The sequence below is a fragment of the Streptomyces sp. NPDC090106 genome (assembly GCF_044747265.1).
GTDB lineage: Bacteria > Actinomycetota > Actinomycetes > Streptomycetales > Streptomycetaceae > Streptomyces.
The window spans coordinates 59292-77356 of the sequence record NZ_JBIVDS010000018.1 but is presented as its reverse complement, the minus strand read 5'-3'; the positions used below and the strand labels follow the sequence as shown (position 1 = coordinate 77356).

Genomic DNA, 18065 nt, shown 5'->3' with positions numbered 1-18065 from the left:
CCGAAAAAACGGACATACCGCGCTATCTTGCTGCGGTGATCCAGGCCTTCGCACTGACCAGCAGCCCTCGCAAACTGCGTCCGCCCGTCGTCGACGACGTCTCCTTCGAAGCGCGCGCGGGCCATGTCACCGCGCTGCTCGGCGCACCGGGCGCGGGTAAGTCGACGCTCCTCCGCCTCATGCTCGAACTCCAACAGGGCCGCGGAGCAACCCACTTCAAGGGCCGACCACTGCACCGCATCGCGCAACCCGCGCGCGAAGTCGGCGTCCTCCTCGGGGAGGTGGCGGGACACCCGGCCCGCACGGTCCGAGGTCATCTGCGCATGCTCTGCGCCGCCGCAGGCGTTCCGGCGCGCCGCGCGAACCAGGTGCTGGAGGTCGTCGGCCTCGCCGATCTGCGCGGCGAACGCCTCGGCGCCCTCGAACCCGGCGCCAATCGGCGCCTCGGCCTCGCCTGCGCCCTGCTCGCCGACCCGCACACCCTCGTCCTCGACGACCCGGCGGACAGCCTCACGGCCGTCGAACGCCGCTGGTTGCACGGCATGCTGCGCGCCCACGCCGCCCAGGGCGGCACCGTCCTGATCGCCACGGCCACCCCCGAAGAGGCGGCCCGCGCCGCCGACCGCGTCCTCAGCCTGGAGCAGGGCAGGCTCGTCGCCCAGCAGACGAGCGCCGAGTTCTCCCGCACCCGCCTCCGGCCCCGCATCACCGTCCGGACCCCGCACGCCGCCCGCCTCGCCGCCCTCCTCACCCACGAGGCCCGCTCGGTTCGGCGCGCCACCGAGGCGGAGGTCCAGGCCGACGCTCGGGCTGGGGCCGAGGTCCAGGTCCAGGCTGAGACCCGGACTGGGGTCGAGGTCGTCCTGGAGGGCGGCAATCACCTGCATGTGTACGGCAGTACCTGCGCCGACATCGGCGAGGCCGCGTTCCGCCATGGAGTCGTCGTCCATCAACTCTCGGCCGATCCAGGCGACATGGACCCCGCCCCCGAGCTGCCCCTGCCCCGGCCCTTGCCTCTGCCGCTCGTGCCGCGGGACGCTGACGCACCACCCCTCCTGCTGCCCCCACGCCTGCCCACGCCAGTGCCGCCCGTGGCCCCTGACCCCGTGATGGCCGCGCCTGAAGCAACCGAGCCGACCAGTCTGACCAGCTCGGAGTGCGTCCCGACCCTCGCCGCCGAGCCGCACACCCCCGAAGCCGGCCCGCAGAGCGACGCCACTCCGCAGGGCGACACCGTCCCGCAGAGTGACACCGTCACCCCACCGCCGCCTCGCGAGGCAGAATCGCACTCAGGTGCATCACTCGAACAAACAGCTCCGGAGCCGTCGGCGCTCCCAGTCACTCAGACGACCCCGTTCTCGGTCCTGCCCTCGCCCGCGACGCCACCCCCGTCTCCACTCCAGCCCTTGGCCGCGCAGGCCACGCTCCTGCAGCGTGCCACCCCGTCCGTGCTCCCGCCCGCCATCTCGGTCCGCACAGCCCCCAGCCCTCGCCGCCCCCTCCGCTACGAGCTGCGCCGTGCCGCCGGGATCGGTGCCGGGTTCCTCGTCGGAGCCGCGGTCCTCATCGGCTCCGCCCTGATCGCCGTACTGCTCGCCCGGTTCGGGCATGTCCCGCAGCACCGGCTGCTCGCTGCCTGGCCGCGTGAGCTGCCACTGCCGCCCGCTGCGCTCGGCGCCGGGCTGCTCGGGGCGCTCGCCTTCGGGGACGAGTTCCGTCACCCCGCTCTCGCGGCGGATCGCCGCGCCGTCCCCCGTCGGCTGGGGCTGCTCGCGGCCAAACTCGCCGTCTCCACCGCCACCGCGCTGCTGCTGGCCTTCCTCACAGTGGGCTGCGACGCCGAGGTGCTCTACCTCGTATACGGCCCGGACCTCGCGAAGGTTCCCACCGACTGGCTGTCGCTCGGCGCGAGTTGGATCGGGCTCGTGGTCGGATGCGCCTGGGCGGGTGTGCTGGCCGCGGGCGTCTTCCGGTCCACGTCAGCGGGACTGGCCGCCGTGATCGTCGTACCCGCCGTCGCCGTCCCTCTCGTACCTGTCGTACAAAGGGTCTTGGGGAGTCCGGCTGTGCGAGATGCCGCAGAAACCCTTCTGCAGGTGCGTGCGTCGCTGCTGTCGCAGTGGCCTTTCGGCGGCGAGCGCTATCTGGTGGCCGCCGCGCGCGTGCTCGCCCAACCCATGGGCGGGGCACTGGCGTTGTCGTTGACGGCGCTGCTCTGCAGCTACCTGCTCACGACCCTGCGAAGCAGGGTCCGTGACGACTGTCCGTGACCTTCAGGTCGCGGCGTGCGCACAACTCCCCTGGGAACGCCCATTTCTTTCCGATAAGGCGTCAATTGCGACGGGGTGAGCGATCACCCTTTCGTGTGCTTTTCACCAAAGACCTCAAGGCAGTTGGAGACGACGCCGACAAATGATCCGTGAGTACCCTTGCGCACACCATGATGACCGCCGCCCGCTCCGCCGACTCCGGTCTGGCCGGCCCGGGCGAACTCGACCGCTACCCCTACGCCGAGGCGCCCGCCTCCGACCGTGTGGGAGTCCCCGCCTGGGACGCCGTGGACCCCGAGCTGGGCCGCGTGGGCAGGCGTACCGCGGGCAGCCGTGGGCGCGGGCTGCACGGCCAACTCGTCCAGCAGCTCGGGCAGATGATCGTCTCGGGTGACCTGGGCGCCGACCGCCCGCTGGTCCCCGAGGAGATCGGCCAGCGTTTCGAGGTCTCCCGCACCGTTGTCCGTGAGTCCCTCCGGGTCCTGGAGGCCAAGGGCCTGGTCAGCGCCCGGCCGAACGTGGGCACGCGCGTGCGCCCCGTCAGTGACTGGAACCTGCTGGACCCCGACATCATCGAGTGGCGGGCCTTCGGACCGCAGCGCGACGACCAGCGTCGCGAGCTGAGCGAGCTGCGCTGGACGATCGAGCCCCTCGCCGCGCGCCTGGCCGCCGGTCGCGGACGTGAGGACGTCCAGCAGCGGCTCTCCGACATGGTGGAGATCATGGGGCACGCGATGGGACAGGGCGACGCGCTCACGTTCTCCCGCGCGGACGCCGAATTCCACTCCCTGCTCATCCAGCTCGCGGGCAACCGCATGCTGGAGCACCTGTCGGGGATCGTGTCCGCGGCCCTCCAGGTGTCCGGTGGTCCTGTCACCGGTTGCGACCGTCCGAATGAGGCCTCTCTGGTGCAGCACGCCAGGATCGTCGATGCCCTCGGCGCGGGTGACGGATCGGCGGCCGAGGCGGCCGTGCGGCAGCTGCTCACCATCCACCCCGAGGTGGAGCGTGTGGTGCCGGCGCCGCGCGAACACTGACCACGCACCGCGGGCGGCGCGGCCGAAGGGTGCCTCCCCCTCCTGGGCATCGTCCGGCCGACGGACCGTCCCTCGCCGGACCCCGCAGGATTCCTGAGGACTGGGATCCTGCGGGGTCCGACGGCGCGACGGTCCCGCTCCGTCCCTCGCCACTCTCCCAGGCGACCACCTCTGCCCATGTCTGACCGTTTTTGAGCGCTTACGGGGTGTGACTCGGGCCACGCAGATTGGGCGTAACGCTCGTGGGAACAACGCGATGACCTAAGAGGTGACAGCCGCGGAGGGAACACGGACGCCGGTTCAGGCGTTGTGCATCTTCCCGGCCCCCGCCCGCACCGTCGGCCCATTCCCAGGTCGGTGGTCGGCTCCTGTCCGCCGTGGACGGGGCCGGAAGCCGTTTTCCAACGTTCCGAGAGGTTGTTCGTGTCGGCCAGCACATCCCGTACGCTCCCGCCGGAGATCGCCGAGTCCGTCTCTGTCATGGCTCTCATTGAGCGGGGAAAGGCTGAGGGGCAGATCGCCGGCGATGACGTGCGTCGGGCCTTCGAAGCTGACCAGATTCCGGCCACTCAGTGGAAGAACGTACTGCGCAGCCTCAACCAGATCCTCGAGGAAGAGGGTGTGACGCTGATGGTCAGTGCCGCGGAGCCCAAGCGCACCCGAAAGAGCGTCGCAGCGAAGAGTCCGGCCAAGCGCACCGCCACCAAGACGGTCGCGGCGAAGACGGTGACCACCAAGAAGGCCGCCACCGCCACCGCCACGCCCGCGGCACCCGCGGCCGAGGCCTCCGCCGAGGGCGAGGCGCCCGCCAAGAAGGCCGCCGCAAAGAAGACCGTCGCCAAGAAGGCGACCGCCAAGAAGGCCGTCGCCAAGAAGACGGCGGCCAAGAAGACCACTGGCAAGGACGATGCCGAAGTCGTCGAGGACGAGGTTCTCGAGGACATCAAGCCCGGCGAAGAGGAAGAGGAGGGCGGCGAGAGCAAGGGCTTCGTCCTCTCCGACGACGACGAGGACGACGCGCCTGCCCAGCAGGTCGCCGTGGCCGGCGCCACCGCCGACCCCGTCAAGGACTACCTCAAGCAGATCGGCAAGGTCCCGCTCCTCAACGCCGAGCAGGAGGTCGAGCTCGCCAAGCGCATCGAGGCCGGCCTGTTCGCCGAGGACAAGCTGTCCAACGCCGACAAGCTCGCCCCGAAGCTCAAGCGCGAGCTGGAGATCATCGCCGAGGACGGCCGCCGCGCCAAGAACCACCTCCTGGAGGCCAACCTCCGTCTGGTGGTCTCCCTGGCCAAGCGCTACACCGGCCGCGGCATGCTCTTCCTGGACCTCATCCAGGAGGGCAACCTCGGTCTGATCCGCGCGGTCGAGAAGTTCGACTACACCAAGGGCTACAAGTTCTCCACGTACGCCACCTGGTGGATCCGTCAGGCCATCACCCGCGCCATGGCCGACCAGGCCCGCACCATCCGTATCCCGGTGCACATGGTCGAGGTCATCAACAAGCTCGCGCGTGTGCAGCGCCAGATGCTCCAGGACCTGGGCCGCGAGCCCACCCCGGAGGAGCTGGCCAAGGAACTCGACATGACCCCCGAGAAGGTCATCGAGGTCCAGAAGTACGGCCGCGAGCCCATCTCCCTGCACACCCCGCTGGGCGAGGACGGCGACAGCGAGTTCGGTGACCTCATCGAGGACTCCGAGGCCGTCGTCCCGGCCGACGCGGTCAGCTTCACGCTCCTCCAGGAGCAGCTGCACTCCGTCCTGGACACCCTGTCCGAGCGCGAGGCGGGTGTCGTCTCCATGCGGTTCGGTCTCACCGACGGTCAGCCGAAGACCCTCGACGAGATCGGCAAGGTCTACGGCGTCACGCGTGAGCGCATCCGCCAGATCGAGTCCAAGACCATGTCGAAGCTGCGCCACCCGTCGCGGTCGCAGGTCCTGCGCGACTACCTCGACTAGGCCGACCGTTTCGACCGTTCGACCAGGCGGACCCGTTCGGCCAGGCCGTCTGTCCGCCGGCCAGGTCGTAGTCGTACGACGAGCAAGGCCCGGTTCCCTCCGCGGGAACCGGGCCTTCGCTCGTACGCGCGAAGGCCCGGCGCACCCGTGGAGCCGTGGCGTGCGTTCACGGAGCCTTCGCCTGCTACGCGCGCGGGTGCGCGACGCCGCCCGCTGGATCACTCTGGGTGTCTCATGACCACCCCAGAGTGAGGAGCGTGCATGCGTCGTCCCTTTGCCCGGGTGCTGACCCGGTCGCTGGTCCTGGCGGTCGCGGCCGGTGCCATACCGCTGGCCTCGGCGGCCCCCGTCGCGGCCGACAGCATCGTCGTCGGGGGCTTCCCCGTGGACATCTCCGAGGGCCCCTGGACCGTGGCCCTGTCCAGCCGTGACCGGTTCGGAGGTACGCGCGCCGGACAGTTCTGCGGCGGCGTGGCCGTCGGCCGCACCACTGTGCTCACCGCCGCGCACTGCCTCCGGGAGGACGTCCTCGGGTCGCCGCCGGACCAGGTCCGCGACCTCAAGGTCATCACGGGCCGTACCGACCTGCTCACCGACCAGGGTCGTGAGATCCGGGTGCGGGACACCTGGGTGAACCCCGACTACGACAGCGGAACCAACGCCGGGGACTTCGCGGTGATCAAGCTGGACGAGCCGCTGAGTCAAGGCGCGGTCGTCGCGATGGCGCCCTCAGGGGACGCCGCCTACGCGCCGGGCACGGACGCCACGGTCTACGGCTGGGGGGATGTCTCCGGCAGCGGTGACTACGCGCACAGCCTGCGTGCGGCGCCCGTGCACGTACTGGCCGACTCGCTGTGCGAGAAGGCCTACCCGGGCACCGCCGACGGCACGTATCTCGCCGACAGCATGCTGTGCGCCGGTGAGGAGCGGGGTGGCCGTGACGCCTGTCAGGGGGACAGCGGCGGGCCGCTCGTCGCCCAGGGGAAGCTCGTCGGACTGGTGTCCTGGGGGAGCGGCTGTGCGCTGCCGGGCAGTCCCGGCGTGTACACGCGCGTCTCCGACGTCCTGCGGAAGCTCGGATGGGACGTCGGGAGGGGAATGGCGCCAGCGGTCCTCTGAGAGGCGCTGACGGGCCCTGAGGGCGGTTTCCGGGGGCTTCCCGTGGGGTGGGGAGCCGTGGGGAGCCTTGAAGGGCCCTTGGTTCGGGATCGCATCGCTTACGAGCGCGGGCGGCCGCTCCTGTCTCCAGGAGCGGCCGCCCGTGTGTCGGCCTGTGCCGATCTCGGCTCGTCGTGGATGCGAGGTGTCAGCGCTCTTCGTCTGAAGCGGATGCCGGAATGGTCGTCAGCCGCTCCGTCTCGTCCTGTATCTCAGCGGCGATCTTCTTGAGTTCCGGCTCGAACTTGCGTCCGTGGTGGGCGCAGAAGAGCAGTTCACCGCCGCTGAGCAGGACAACGCGTACGTATGCCTGGGCGCCGCACCGGTCGCAGCGATCAGCGGCCGTCAGCGGGCTCGCGGGGGTCAGAACAGTAGTCACGTCGCCTCTTCTCTAGCTCGACGAGCTGTCGTACCAGGGTCAACATCCAACCAGCCCGAAAACGTTCCCGCTCGGGGCTTTCCCTCGAAAAAAATCTTTCGAGGCCGGCTGACTGCTGCCGGTTGGCGGCGAATGTGCCGTATTGCGTGTCTTCGTGTCTTACGGGTTCGCTCTTGCTGTCAATGTCCGTCCTCCCGGCTGGCTTGCCGGTGTTTGTTCTTGAGGACGTGCCCGGAGCCTAAATGGTTCATGCCTCGAAGGGAACGTGATGTGTGCTTCACTCCAACGAGGGATCGAACACGCATGCGACGCTGGACTAGTCTGCGCTCAGACGAGGGTGGCGTTACAACGGCTCTACCAGGCCTCGGTACCCTCTTGGCGGCGAACCAAGCCGCGCCCTTACCCAAAAGGGCCCCACCTGAAATTCAGCGAGGAGCGAACCGCGTGACCGCCGATACGTCCGTGCCGTCCACAGCGCTGCTGGCAGGAGCAGACCGGGACGGTTCCAACTACACCGCGCGGCACCTGCTCGTCCTCGAAGGACTCGAGGCCGTGCGCAAGCGCCCCGGCATGTACATCGGCTCGACGGACAGTCGAGGCCTGATGCACTGCCTGTGGGAGATCATCGACAACTCCGTCGACGAGGCTCTCGGGGGCTACTGCGACCACATCGACGTCATCCTCCATGACGACGGTTCGGTCGAGGTCCGCGACAACGGCCGGGGCATCCCGGTCGACGTCGAGCCCAAGACCGGCCTGTCCGGCGTCGAGGTCGTCATGACCAAGCTGCACGCCGGCGGCAAGTTCGGCGGCGGCTCCTACGCCGCCTCCGGCGGTCTGCACGGTGTCGGTGCCTCCGTGGTGAACGCCCTGTCCGCGCGGCTCGACGTCGAGGTCGACCGCGACGGGAACACGCACGCGATCAGCTTCCGTCGTGGTGTCCCGGGCGCGTTCGCCGGGAACGGCGAGAGTGCCAAGTTCGACGCCGACAGCGGACTGCGCAAGACCAAGCGGATCCCCAAGACCCGCTCCGGCACGCGCGTGCGCTACTGGGCCGACCGGCAGATCTTCCTCAAAGACGCCAAGCTCTCCCTGGAGAACCTGCACCAGCGGGCTCGCCAGACGGCCTTCCTGGTGCCCGGCCTGACCATCGTCGTCCGTGACGAGATCGGCCTCGGCGAGGGCGGCAGCAAGGGCGAGGAGTCCTTCCGCTTCGACGGCGGCATCAGCGAGTTCTGCGAGTACCTGGCCAGCGACAGGCCGGTCTGCGACGTCCTCCGCTTCACCGGTCAGGGCACCTTCAAGGAGACCGTCCCCGTCCTCGACGAGCACGGCCAGATGACCCCGACCCAGGTCACCCGGGAACTCGGCGTCGACGTCGCCATGCGCTGGGGCACCGGGTACGACACGAACCTGAAGTCGTTCGTGAACATCATCGCCACGCCCAAGGGCGGCACCCACGTGGCGGGCTTCGAGACGGCCGTGGCCGCCACGATGAACGAGGTGCTGCGCGCCAAGAAGATGCTGCGTGTCGCCGAGGACGACGTCGTCAAGGACGACGCCCTGGAGGGCCTCACCGCCGTCGTCACCGTACGACTGGCCGAACCTCAGTTCGAAGGTCAGACCAAAGAGGTGCTCGGCACCTCGGCGGCCCGGCGCATCGTGAACACGGTGATCGCCAAGGAGCTGAAGGCGTTCCTGACCTCCACCAAGCGCGACGCAGCGGCCCAGGCCCGGGTCGTCATGGAGAAGGCCGTCGCCGCGGCCCGCACGCGGATCGCGGCCCGTCAGCACAAGGACGCCCAGCGTCGCAAGACGGCCCTGGAGTCCTCCTCGCTGCCCGCGAAGCTCGCCGACTGCCGCAGCGACGACGTCGACCGCAGCGAGCTGTTCATCGTCGAGGGAGACTCCGCGCTCGGCACCGCCAAGCTCGCCCGGAACTCCGAGTTCCAGGCGCTGCTGCCGATCCGCGGCAAGATCCTCAACGTCCAGAAGTCGTCCGTCACCGACATGCTCAAGAACGCCGAGTGCGGTGCGATCATCCAGGTCATAGGAGCCGGCTCGGGCCGGACCTTCGACCTGGACGCTGCCCGCTACGGCAAGATCATCATGATGACGGACGCCGATGTCGACGGCTCCCACATCCGCACCCTGCTGCTGACCCTGTTCCAGCGCTACATGCGGCCGATGATCGAGGCCGGGCGCGTGTTCGCGGCGGTGCCGCCACTGCACCGCATCGAGCTGGTCCAGCCCAAGAAGGGCCAGGACAAGTACGTCTACACGTACTCGGACCGGGAGCTGCGCGACAAGCTCGTGGAGTTCCAGAGCAAGGGCGTGCGCTACAAGGACTCCATCCAGCGCTACAAGGGTCTCGGCGAGATGGACGCCGACCAGCTGGCCGAGACGACGATGGACCCGCGCCACCGCACCCTGCGCCGGGTCAACCTCTCCGACCTGGAGGCCGCCGAGCAGGTCTTCGACCTCCTCATGGGCAATGACGTGGCCCCGCGCAAGGAGTTCATCTCCAGCTCGGCGGCGACGCTGGACCGGTCGCGCATCGACGCCTGACCCGGCGCCGGGCTCGGGTGGGTGCTCGCGGGATCGAGTGGGCGGCGGGGTCGGACGGATGACAGGGCCGGACGGGTGACCGGGCCGGACGGTGGCGGGAGCCGGGCCGATGGTCCGGCTTCTTGCGGTCCGGCCCTCAGCGATCCAGCTCCTCGCGGCCCGGTTTTCCACAGGTGGGCTTCCGCGGCCCGGTGCTGCTCGGCCTGGTGTTCCTCGGCCCGGTTCTCCCTAACCCGGTTCTTCACAGCCCGGTTCCACTCGGGCTGGTTCTCCGCAGGCCGGTTCTCCACCCTCGGGTGGACGGTGGGCGGTGCGCGGTTCCACCCGCTTTCCACCCCTGCGCCGATCCACTGACCTGCGCATTTCCGTAGCGTCGAAGGCGTCGGCAGCGCTCGCTGCCGGCATCGCCCCTCTTCGCTCACGGAGGCTCTGATGTCCGGGCTGCTCGACGCTTTCCTGATCGTGGTGGTCGTCGTGGTGGTGATCGCGCGCCAGTTCCGCGCGCAGCGCGTCGACACGGGACGGCGCTGGTGGCTGTTGCCGGTCGTCCTCGCCGTCGTCGCCCTGCGTGAACCCGGACTCGTCGACGACCGGCACCCCACCATGGCGATCACGCTGCTCGCGGCGGAACTGCTGATAGGGATCGCCATGGGCGCCGCCTGGGCCTGGACCTCCCGCACCTGGGTGGAGTCCGATGGCTCGGTCTGGAGCAAGAGCACCAAGGCGAGCGGAGCGGTGTGGCTGACCGGCATAGCCCTGCGCGCCGGTCTGTACGGGCTCGGTGCCGTCTTCGGCGTCAACCAGGGGTCCTCGGCCCTGCTCCTGGCCCTTGCGGCCACCCTGCTGCTGCGCGCCGGCATCCTCACCTGGCGGGCCCAGGCCCTTCGCCCTGCTCCCGGACCGGACGCGGCGTACGGTGCGGGCATGCCCCTGTCGGCCCGGAAGGAGCACGTGTGACGGACCAGGTCTGGACACGCTGGCCCTCGCGGGAGGCGCTCGGGCGCGAGGGGATCTCACGTCCCCGGCGTCTGCTCGCCTGGGCGGTGCGGGCGCTCCTGCTCTCCCTGCTGGTGTGGGGGGCTCTGACGGCGGACTCCGTTCACGGCTGGTGGATCGTCGCGGGCGCCGCCGGGTTCCTCCTGACCGGGCTCCTTGCCTGGACGTTCTACCGCGCCACACTCCAGCACCGGCTCCGGCCGGCGTCGCTCTCCTGGGCCGCCATGCAGGGCGTCGCCGTCGCGGCCCAGCTCTCCGGGTTCCAGGTGCCCGCCCTCGTGATCTGGTGCGCGTCGGCCGTCGCGGCGCTGGAGCGGCTTCCCCTGGCCGCCGCGGTCCCCGCCATGGTGGCGGCGCTCAGTGCGTACGGGGCGCTCAACAACGACGACCCGCTGACGACCGTGGTCACCTGCCTCGGGCTGGCCCTCGCCGGGTACACCCTGCGGCTGGACGCGGAGGCCCGCGGCAACACCCAGCGGCTGCTGGTCCAGGAGCGGGCCGCCCGCGCGGCGGAGGCGGAGACGTCTGCGCTCGCCGAGCGGTCCCGGATCGCACGCGAGATCCACGACGTGCTCGCGCACAGCCTCTCGGCGCAGCTCGTGCACCTGGAGGCCGCCCGCCTGTTGATCGAGCGGGGCGCAGACCGGGAACAGATCCTGGAGCGGGTGGTGGCCGCGCGCGGGATGGCCCGGGACGGACTCTCCGAGACCCGGCAGGCTCTCTCGGCGCTGCGCGGTGAACTGACGCCCTTGGAGGACTTCCTGGCCCAGCTCGTGCGGGGGAGCGCCGGGGCCGAGGTCACCATTACGGGTGAGCGCAGACCCCTGCCGGCGGAAGCCTCGCAGGCCGTGCGCAGGGTCGCCCAGGAAGCCCTGACCAACGTCCGCAAGCACGCCCCGGGCGCGAAGGTGCGGCTGCGGCTGGACTACGGCGAGCAGCAAGTGACCCTGGACGTGCGTGACTCGGGCGGATCGCCGGGTGAACTGACCGCCACGGGCGGCGGGTACGGTCTGCTGGGCATGCGCGAGCGTGCCGAGTTGCTCGGCGGTTCGCTGCGGGCAGGACCGGACGAGGAGGGGTTCGTGGTGACGCTGCAGGTGCCGGTATGACCGAGGGGACCGGGGAGCGGACCGCGCGGGTGGTGGTCGCGGACGACCAGGCGATGATCCGTGAGGGGATCGTGCTGCTGCTCGGGCTGCTGCCCGGGATCGAGGTCGTCGGCACCGCCAGGGACGGCGACGAGGCCGTGCGGCAGGTCGCCGAACTCGCCCCGGACGTCGTGCTGATGGACCTGCGGATGCCCCGCTGCGACGGCGTGGAGGCCACCCGGCGGATCAGGGCCGAGCATCCCGGGACCCAGGTCGTGGTGCTCACGACGTTCGCGGACGACGACTCGCTGTTCCCGGCGCTGAGAGCGGGAGCGCGCGGGTATCTGACCAAGGACGCGGGAGGCGAGGAGATCGGCCGGGCCGTGCTCAGCGTCCTGGACGGCGACGCGGGTCTGTCGCCGAGCGTCCAACGACGGCTGCTGGAGAGGCTGTCGGAACCGGAGGCCGAACCGGCGCCGCCCGTCGAGCCGCCGGACGGACTGACCGGGCGGGAGACCGAGGTGCTGGTGCTGATCGCCGACGGGCTCAGCAACACGGAGATCGCCCGCAAGCTGCATGTCTCGACGGCCACCGTGAAGACCCACATCAACAACATGTTCGCCAAGACCGGCCTCAAGGATCGCGCGCAGGCGGTCCGTTACGCCTATGCCAAGGGACTCGCACGGCCTCCGGCGGGTTGAGTCACCTGATGGGGTGAAGACCCAGGGGAAGAAGAGTCGGGGATCTTCCCGTTCTGTCCATCCTTGGGCATGCAGTCAAGCAACGGTCGTCCCAGCGGCGGCGGGGGCGGTCCCGAAAGCCCGGCCGAACACCACGACGGGCACGACCCCGATCTCACCGACGCCCCCGCGGCCGTACGGTACGACGACCCCTGGTACGACGCGCTGGCCTCCGGCTGGGGCGAGTCGGCCGGCGCGCCCGTGCCGCTGCCCACGGACGGGACCGGGCGCGACCGACGCAAAGACACCGACGCCGCGACGGCCGATGTGTACCTCCAAGTGCAGCGCAGCGCGGCCTTCCAGGAGGTGCGCAGCCGGTACCGGAGGTTCGTCGTGCCGGCGTGCGTGGCGTTCTTCGCCTGGTACGTCGGGTACGTGGTGGCCGCGACGACCGCGCCGGGGCTGATGGCCCGGCCGGTGGCGGGCGCGGTGAACGTGGCGATGATCGCGGGACTGGGGCAGTTCCTCACCACGTTCGTGCTGACCTGGGCCTACGCACGGCACGCGCGCCTGCGCAGGGACCGCGCGGCGCTGGAACTGCGCTGGGACACCCAGGAGCTGACACGGGGCGTCCGGGGCGGTGCTCTGTGACGGACAATCACCAGACGCTGGCGCTGCTGCTGTTCAGCGCGTTCGTCGCGGTCACCCTGGGGATCACGACCTGGGTGAGCCGCAACCGGCACGGCTCGGCGGAGGAGTTCTACGCGGGCGGCCGGTTGTTCTCGCCGATGGAGAATGGTTTTGCCATCGCGGGCGACTACATGTCGGCCGCGTCGTTCCTCGGGATCTCCGGGCTCATCGCGCTGTACGGCTACGACGGGATGCTGTACTCGGTCGGCTTCCTGGTGGCCTGGCTGGTCGTGTTGTTCCTGGTCGCCGAACTGGTGCGCAACTGCGGTCGGTTCACCCTGGCCGACGTGGTCGCGGCGCGGATGAGCGAGCGGCCCGTGCGGATCGCGGCGGGAACCTCCTCGGTCACCGTGTCCGTTCTGTACCTGGTGGCGCAGATGGTGGGCGCGGGAAGCCTGGTGGCGCTGCTGCTCGGCGGGACCGGCCAGGCGGCACAGACCTGGACGGTCATCGGCGTCGGCGCGCTCATGGTGATCTACGTGTCGCTGGGAGGGATGCGGGCCACCACCTGGATCCAGATCGTGAAGGCGGTCCTGCTCCTCGGCGGGACGATCGTGCTGACCGTGCTCGTCCTCGTGCGTTTCCACGGAAACTTCGACCAGTTGCTGCTCACCGCGGCCGAACGCAGCGGTCACGGCGACAAGTTCCTGGCCCCCGGCCTGCGCTACGGGGCGGACTGGACCGCGCGCTTCGACTTCATCAGCCTGGGACTCGCCCTGGTCCTCGGCACGGCCGGGCTGCCGCACATCCTTTCGCGCTTCTACACCGTGCCGACCGCGCGGGCCGCCCGCCGGTCGGTCGTCTGGTCGATCGGGCTGATCGGCGGCTTCTACCTGATGACGATCGTGCTGGGCTTCGGCGCGGCGGCGATCGTCGGGCCGGACGCCGTGCGCGGCTCCAACGCGGCGGGCAACACGGCGGTCCCGCTGCTCGCCCTCGACCTCGGCGGCGGCGTGAACTCCGCGGGCGGAACGGTCCTGTTCGCCGTCGTCGCGGCCATCGCGTTCGCAACGATCCTCGCGGTGGTCGCCGGCATCACGCTCGCCTCCTCCGCCTCCGTCGCCCACGACCTGTACGCGTCCCTGCGGCGCAAGCGTTCCAAGCCGCACAGCGAGGTCGCCGTGGCGCGCGTCGCCGCCGTCGGTATCGGCGTGGTCGCGATCGGACTCGGGTTGCTGGCCCGCGACCTCAACGTCGCGTTCCTGGTGGGGCTCGCCTTCGCGGTCGCCGCGTCCGCAAACCTTCCGGTGCTGCTCTACTCGCTCTTCTGGCGCGCCTTCACCACCCGCGGCGCGGTCTGGTCGGTGTACGGCGGGCTCATCCCGGCCGTGCTCCTCGTACTGCTGTCGCCGGTCGTCTCCGGCAGCCCCGAATCCCTGTTCCCGGGCGTCGACTTCCAGTTCTTCCCGCTGCAGAACCCCGGCCTGGTCTCGATCCCGCTCGGCTTCGTCGCCGGCTGGCTCGGCACGGTCACCTCGGCCGAGGTCGCCGACGAGGCCAAGCACGCGGAGACCGAGGTGCGGTCACTCACGGGAGCGGGGGCCGCCTGACCGTCGTACGGTCATGACGTCACGGCGCGACCCAGGCGTAGCGGTGTTCAGGGCGGCCCGTGTCGCCGTAGCGCAGGGTCAGGCGCAGGCGGCCGGCCTGTTCCAGGTGGCGCAGGTAGCGCTGGGCGGTGGAGCGGCTCAGGCCGGTCTCGGCGGCGACCTCGTGCGCGGAGAGCGGGTGGTCGGCCTCGTGCAGGACGCTGCAGATGAGGTCGGTCGTCGGCTCGGAGTGGCCCGAGGGCAGGCCCGGTGACGAGGGCAGCGGCGTCGTGCGCAGGGCGCCGAAGATCCGGTCGACCTGCTCCTGACCGGCGACGCCGCGGCCCCCGACACGGTCGACGGTGCGGCGCAGGGCGGCGTAGGAGTCGAGCCGGGTGCGCAGCGCCGCGAAGGTGAACGGCTTGACCAGGTAGTGCAGCGCGCCGAGCCGCATCGCGGTCTGGACGGTGGTCACGTCACCGGCGGCCGTGATCATGATGACGTCGGTGCCGTGGCCCTGCTCCCGCATCCGGTGGACGAGTTCGAGACCCGTCTGGTCGGGCAGGTAGTGGTCGAGCAGGACCAGGTCGATGGGCCCGCGCTGCACGGCGGCCAGCGCCTGGGCGGCGGTGTGGGCGCGGGCGGCGACCCGGAAACCGGGAACCTTTCCCACGTACTTGGCGTTGATCTCGGCGACACGGAAGTCGTCGTCCACGACCAGGACGTCAATCATCGGGTCTCTCTCCGTGGAGGCCGGGCGTGTGTTGCACCAGTGTTTCGGCTCCGTTGTTGTAGCGCGAGCAAAACGAGCACAACAGGCTGTTGCAAGCAAAAGAACCGCATGTGCGGAGAAGGCTGATGTGCGGGCGCGGGGCGCGCCTACCGTCCCCGGCCATGAGCGCAGACACCAGCCCCGCCATCGAGCTGCGGGGCGCGAGCAAGACGTTCAGGACCCCCTCGGGAGGTCTGCACACCGCCGTCAGCGGGCTCGATCTCACCGTCGGGCGGGGTGAGTTCGTGGCGGTCGTCGGCCCCACCGGGTGCGGCAAGTCGACGACCCTGACGCTGGTCAGCGGCCTTGAGGAGCCCAGTGAGGGCGAGGTCGTGGTCGCGGGGCAGCCGGTCCGCGGGGTCGGGGACAAGGTCGGGTTCGTCTTCCAGCAGGACGCCACCTTCCCCTGGCGCACCGTCCTGTCCAACGTGATGGCGGGCCCGCGCTTCCGCGGGGTCCCCAAGGCCGAGGCGAAGCGCAAGGCCCGCGAATGGCTGGCCCGAGTGGGGCTGTCGGCGTTCGAGGACCGCTATCCGCACCAGCTGTCCGGCGGGCAGCGCAAGCGCGTCGCGCTCGCCGCGACCTTCGTCAACGACCCCGAGATCCTCCTCATGGACGAGCCGTTCTCCGCACTCGACGTCCAGACCCGTGCCCTCATGTCCGACGAACTGCTGGAGCTGTGGGAGGGCACGGGGGCGTCCGTCGTGTTCGTCACCCACGACCTGGAGGAGTCCATCGCGCTGGCGGACAAGGTCGTCGTCATGACGGCCGGGCCCGCCACCGTCAAGCACATCTTCGACATCGATCTGCCGCGTCCGCGCAAGGTCGAATCGGTGCGTCTGGAGGCGCGGTTCATCGAGATCTACCGCGAGATCTGGGAGTCCCTGGGCGAAGAGGTCCGCATCACCCGGGAAAGAGGTGCCGCCGATGCCGCCTGAGGTGCTCAGTCAACCTGTGGTCAACACGGTCAAGACGCCGGACCGCGCCCATTCACGCGCGCGTGCCGCCCGCCGGCGCAAGGCCATCGTCGGGGTCTCGCGTGTGGTGCTCCTGATCGCCGGGCTCGGGCTGTGGGAGGTCCTGGCCCGCGCGGAGGTCATCGATCCGTTCAACTTCTCGATGCCCTCCAAGGTCTGGGACCAGATATGGACCTGGATCACGCACGGGACAGCGCTCGGTTCGCTGGGTGAGCAGATCTGGTACACGCTCCATGAGGCGCTGCTCGGCTGGGTCATCGGTGTCGTCGCGGGTGTCGTGTTCGGTATCGCTCTGGGGCGGATCACCTTCCTCGCCGACATCCTTGGTCCCTACATCAAGGTGCTCAATTCGATCCCCAGGATCGTCCTCGCGCCCATCTTCGTGATCTGGTTCGGGCTCGGGCCCGCCTCCAAGGTCGCCTCGGCCGTCGTCCTCGTCTTCTTCCCCGTGTTCTTCAACGCCTTCCAGGGCGCCCGCGAGGTCGACCGCAATCTGGTCGCCAACGCCCGCATCCTCGGGGCGAGCGACCGCAGGGTCACCCTTCAGGTGGTCATCCCGTCGGCCACCTCATGGATCTTCACCAGCCTCCATGTGAGCTTCGGCTTCGCCCTCATCGGCGCCATCGTTGGCGAGTACATCGGCGCGACCAAGGGCATCGGGCTGCTCGTCGCCCAGTCGCAGGGGACGTTCAACGCCGCCGGTGTGTACGCCGCGATGGTCATCCTCGCCGTCGTCGCACTCGTCGCCGAGGGGCTGCTCACCTTCGCGGAGCGCCGCATCTTCCGCTGGAAGCCGTCGGGTCCGGACGCCTGAGCGCGCCCTCGGCTCCCTCCGCCACCCGCTCGCACCACCTCACCGCACTGCCTCTCACAAGGACGTGAACCCGCATGCGCAGTACCGCCAGACACCTCGCCCTGGCCGCCGTCGGCCTCCTCGCCCTCTCCTCGCTCACCGCCTGCGCCAACGACGCCGCCACCACCGCTTCTTCCGGCAGCCAGGGCGACGGCAAGGGCACGAAGGTCAAGATCATGGTCGGCGGCCTGGACAAGGTCATCTATCTGCCCGCGATGCTCACCCAGCGGCTCGGCTACTTCGACGCCGAGGGCCTCGACGTGGAACTGCTGAGCGAACCGGCCGGTGTGCAGGCCGAGACCGCGCTCGTGTCCGGGCAGGTCCAGGGGGCCGTCGGCTTCTACGACCACACGCTCGACCTCCAGGTGAAGGGCAAGGACGTCGAGTCCGTCGTGCAGTTCTCGCACGCTCCCGGCGAAGTCGAGATCGTCTCCACGAAGGCCGAGGGGGACATCACCTCGCCCAAGGACTTCAAGGGCAAGAAGCTCGGCGTCACCGGGCTCGGCTCGTCCACCGACTTCCTCACCAAGTACCTGGCCGTCAAGAACGGGGTGAAGGTCAGTGAGTTCACACCGGTCGCCGTGGGCGCGGGACCGACATTCATCTCGGCGCTGGAACAGGGAGCCATCGACGGCGGGATGACGACCGACCCGACCGTGGCCACGATCCTGGACAAGAAGGCGGGCAGGATCCTCCTCGACATGCGCACCCCCGAGGGCTCCCAGGAGGCGCTCGGCGGGCCGTACCCGTCGTCAAGTCTGTACATGCAGACGGACTGGGTGAACGGACACAAGGACACCGTCCAGAAGCTGGTCAATGCATTCGTCAAGACACTCAAGTGGATGTCCACCCACAGCGCCCACGAGATCGCCCAGAAGATGCCCGCCGACTACTCCCAGGGCAACAAGATCCTCTACGCCTCCGCCATCGACAGCACCCTGCCGATGTTCACGGACGACGGAGTGATGCCGCAGAACGGCCCGGAGACCGTCGAGAAGGTGCTCAAGGCGTTCAACCCGACGATCCAGAACGCCGACGTCGACCTCGCCAAGACGTACACGACCGAGTTCGTGGAGAAGGCGGCGCGCTGAATCCGTAGGCAAGGAGGGCAC

15 protein-coding genes are annotated in these 18065 nt (G+C 69.9%); 13 read left to right on the top strand and 2 right to left on the bottom strand.

The window, feature by feature from the left end:
- Positions 1–35: 35 nt before the first annotated feature.
- From ACIPSE_RS41205 to ACIPSE_RS41190, 4 genes are all read left to right on the top strand, one after another.
- Positions 36–2270 carry an ATP-binding cassette domain-containing protein gene (locus ACIPSE_RS41205; protein WP_401673755.1) on the top strand — a complete coding sequence of 745 codons (2235 nt, stop codon included), beginning with the start codon at positions 36–38 and terminating at the stop codon, positions 2268–2270.
- A 149-nt stretch (positions 2271–2419) separates the two neighbouring features.
- A complete protein-coding gene (locus ACIPSE_RS41200; RefSeq protein WP_401673753.1) occupies positions 2420–3307 on the top strand; it encodes a FadR/GntR family transcriptional regulator in 888 nt (295 codons plus the stop codon).
- A 423-nt stretch (positions 3308–3730) separates the two neighbouring features.
- Positions 3731–5263 carry an RNA polymerase sigma factor gene (locus ACIPSE_RS41195; protein ID WP_401673750.1) on the top strand — a complete coding sequence of 511 codons (1533 nt, stop codon included), beginning with the start codon at positions 3731–3733 and terminating at the stop codon, positions 5261–5263.
- Between the two features lie 261 nt (positions 5264–5524).
- A complete protein-coding gene (locus ACIPSE_RS41190) occupies positions 5525–6382 on the top strand; it encodes a S1 family peptidase (RefSeq protein ID WP_401673748.1) in 858 nt (285 codons plus the stop codon).
- Positions 6383–6569: 187 nt separating this feature from the next.
- On the opposite strand, the gene ACIPSE_RS41185 is transcribed toward ACIPSE_RS41190, so the two are convergent.
- Positions 6570–6800, bottom strand: a complete 231-nt coding sequence (locus tag ACIPSE_RS41185) for a hypothetical protein (protein WP_401673746.1) — start codon at positions 6798–6800, stop codon at positions 6570–6572.
- A 444-nt stretch (positions 6801–7244) separates the two neighbouring features.
- Here ACIPSE_RS41185 and ACIPSE_RS41180 point away from each other — a divergent pair, with 444 nt between their 5' ends.
- From ACIPSE_RS41180 to ACIPSE_RS41155, 6 genes are all read left to right on the top strand, one after another.
- The gene (locus ACIPSE_RS41180; RefSeq protein WP_401673744.1) at positions 7245–9368 is read left to right on the top strand and encodes a type IIA DNA topoisomerase subunit B; all 2124 of its coding nucleotides are present in this window, start codon (positions 7245–7247) and stop codon (positions 9366–9368) included.
- A 432-nt stretch (positions 9369–9800) separates the two neighbouring features.
- Positions 9801–10325, top strand: coding sequence for a DUF1453 domain-containing protein (locus ACIPSE_RS41175; protein ID WP_401673742.1), 525 nt, complete (start codon positions 9801–9803; stop codon positions 10323–10325).
- The gene (locus tag ACIPSE_RS41170) at positions 10322–11473 is read left to right on the top strand and encodes a sensor histidine kinase (protein WP_401673740.1); all 1152 of its coding nucleotides are present in this window, start codon (positions 10322–10324) and stop codon (positions 11471–11473) included. The genes ACIPSE_RS41175 and ACIPSE_RS41170 overlap by 4 nt, the downstream gene beginning before the upstream one ends.
- Complete coding sequence (locus ACIPSE_RS41165; RefSeq protein WP_401673738.1) at positions 11470–12153, top strand: response regulator; 684 nt, start codon at positions 11470–11472, stop codon at positions 12151–12153. The genes ACIPSE_RS41170 and ACIPSE_RS41165 overlap by 4 nt, the downstream gene beginning before the upstream one ends.
- Positions 12154–12222: 69 nt before the next feature.
- Positions 12223–12783, top strand: coding sequence for a DUF485 domain-containing protein (locus ACIPSE_RS41160; RefSeq protein ID WP_401673735.1), 561 nt, complete (start codon positions 12223–12225; stop codon positions 12781–12783).
- Positions 12780–14372, top strand: coding sequence for a cation acetate symporter (locus ACIPSE_RS41155; RefSeq protein ID WP_401673733.1), 1593 nt, complete (start codon positions 12780–12782; stop codon positions 14370–14372). The genes ACIPSE_RS41160 and ACIPSE_RS41155 overlap by 4 nt, the downstream gene beginning before the upstream one ends.
- A gap of 19 nt (positions 14373–14391) precedes the next feature.
- Here ACIPSE_RS41155 and ACIPSE_RS41150 read toward each other — a convergent pair whose 3' ends face one another.
- A complete protein-coding gene (locus tag ACIPSE_RS41150; RefSeq protein ID WP_401673730.1) occupies positions 14392–15084 on the bottom strand; it encodes a response regulator in 693 nt (230 codons plus the stop codon).
- 161 nt (positions 15085–15245) lie between these two features.
- On the opposite strand from ACIPSE_RS41150, the gene ACIPSE_RS41145 reads away from it, so the two are divergent.
- The 3 genes from ACIPSE_RS41145 to ACIPSE_RS41135 all read left to right on the top strand — a co-directional run bounded on the left by ACIPSE_RS41145 (position 15246) and on the right by ACIPSE_RS41135 (position 18044).
- A complete protein-coding gene (locus ACIPSE_RS41145) occupies positions 15246–16061 on the top strand; it encodes an ABC transporter ATP-binding protein (RefSeq protein ID WP_401673728.1) in 816 nt (271 codons plus the stop codon).
- A complete protein-coding gene (locus ACIPSE_RS41140) occupies positions 16051–16914 on the top strand; it encodes an ABC transporter permease (protein ID WP_401673726.1) in 864 nt (287 codons plus the stop codon). The genes ACIPSE_RS41145 and ACIPSE_RS41140 overlap by 11 nt, the downstream gene beginning before the upstream one ends.
- A 74-nt stretch (positions 16915–16988) precedes the next feature.
- Complete coding sequence (locus tag ACIPSE_RS41135) at positions 16989–18044, top strand: ABC transporter substrate-binding protein (RefSeq protein ID WP_401673724.1); 1056 nt, start codon at positions 16989–16991, stop codon at positions 18042–18044.
- Positions 18045–18065: the final 21 nt, after the last annotated feature.

Bases quoted from the DNA above. Each gene is read 5' to 3' on its own strand.
- ACIPSE_RS41190 (WP_401673748.1), top strand. From the start codon at position 5,525: ATGCGTCGTCCCTTTGCCCGGGTGCTGACCCGGTCGCTGGTCCTGGCG.
- ACIPSE_RS41175 (WP_401673742.1), top strand. From the start codon at position 9,801: ATGTCCGGGCTGCTCGACGCTTTCCTGATCGTGGTGGTCGTCGTGGTG.
- ACIPSE_RS41165 (WP_401673738.1), top strand. From the start codon at position 11,470: ATGACCGAGGGGACCGGGGAGCGGACCGCGCGGGTGGTGGTCGCGGAC.
- ACIPSE_RS41160 (WP_401673735.1), top strand. From the start codon at position 12,223: ATGCAGTCAAGCAACGGTCGTCCCAGCGGCGGCGGGGGCGGTCCCGAA.
- ACIPSE_RS41150 (WP_401673730.1), bottom strand. From the start codon at position 15,084: ATGATTGACGTCCTGGTCGTGGACGACGACTTCCGTGTCGCCGAGATC.
- ACIPSE_RS41145 (WP_401673728.1), top strand. From the start codon at position 15,246: ATGAGCGCAGACACCAGCCCCGCCATCGAGCTGCGGGGCGCGAGCAAG.
- ACIPSE_RS41140 (WP_401673726.1), top strand. From the start codon at position 16,051: ATGCCGCCTGAGGTGCTCAGTCAACCTGTGGTCAACACGGTCAAGACG.
- ACIPSE_RS41135 (WP_401673724.1), top strand. From the start codon at position 16,989: ATGCGCAGTACCGCCAGACACCTCGCCCTGGCCGCCGTCGGCCTCCTC.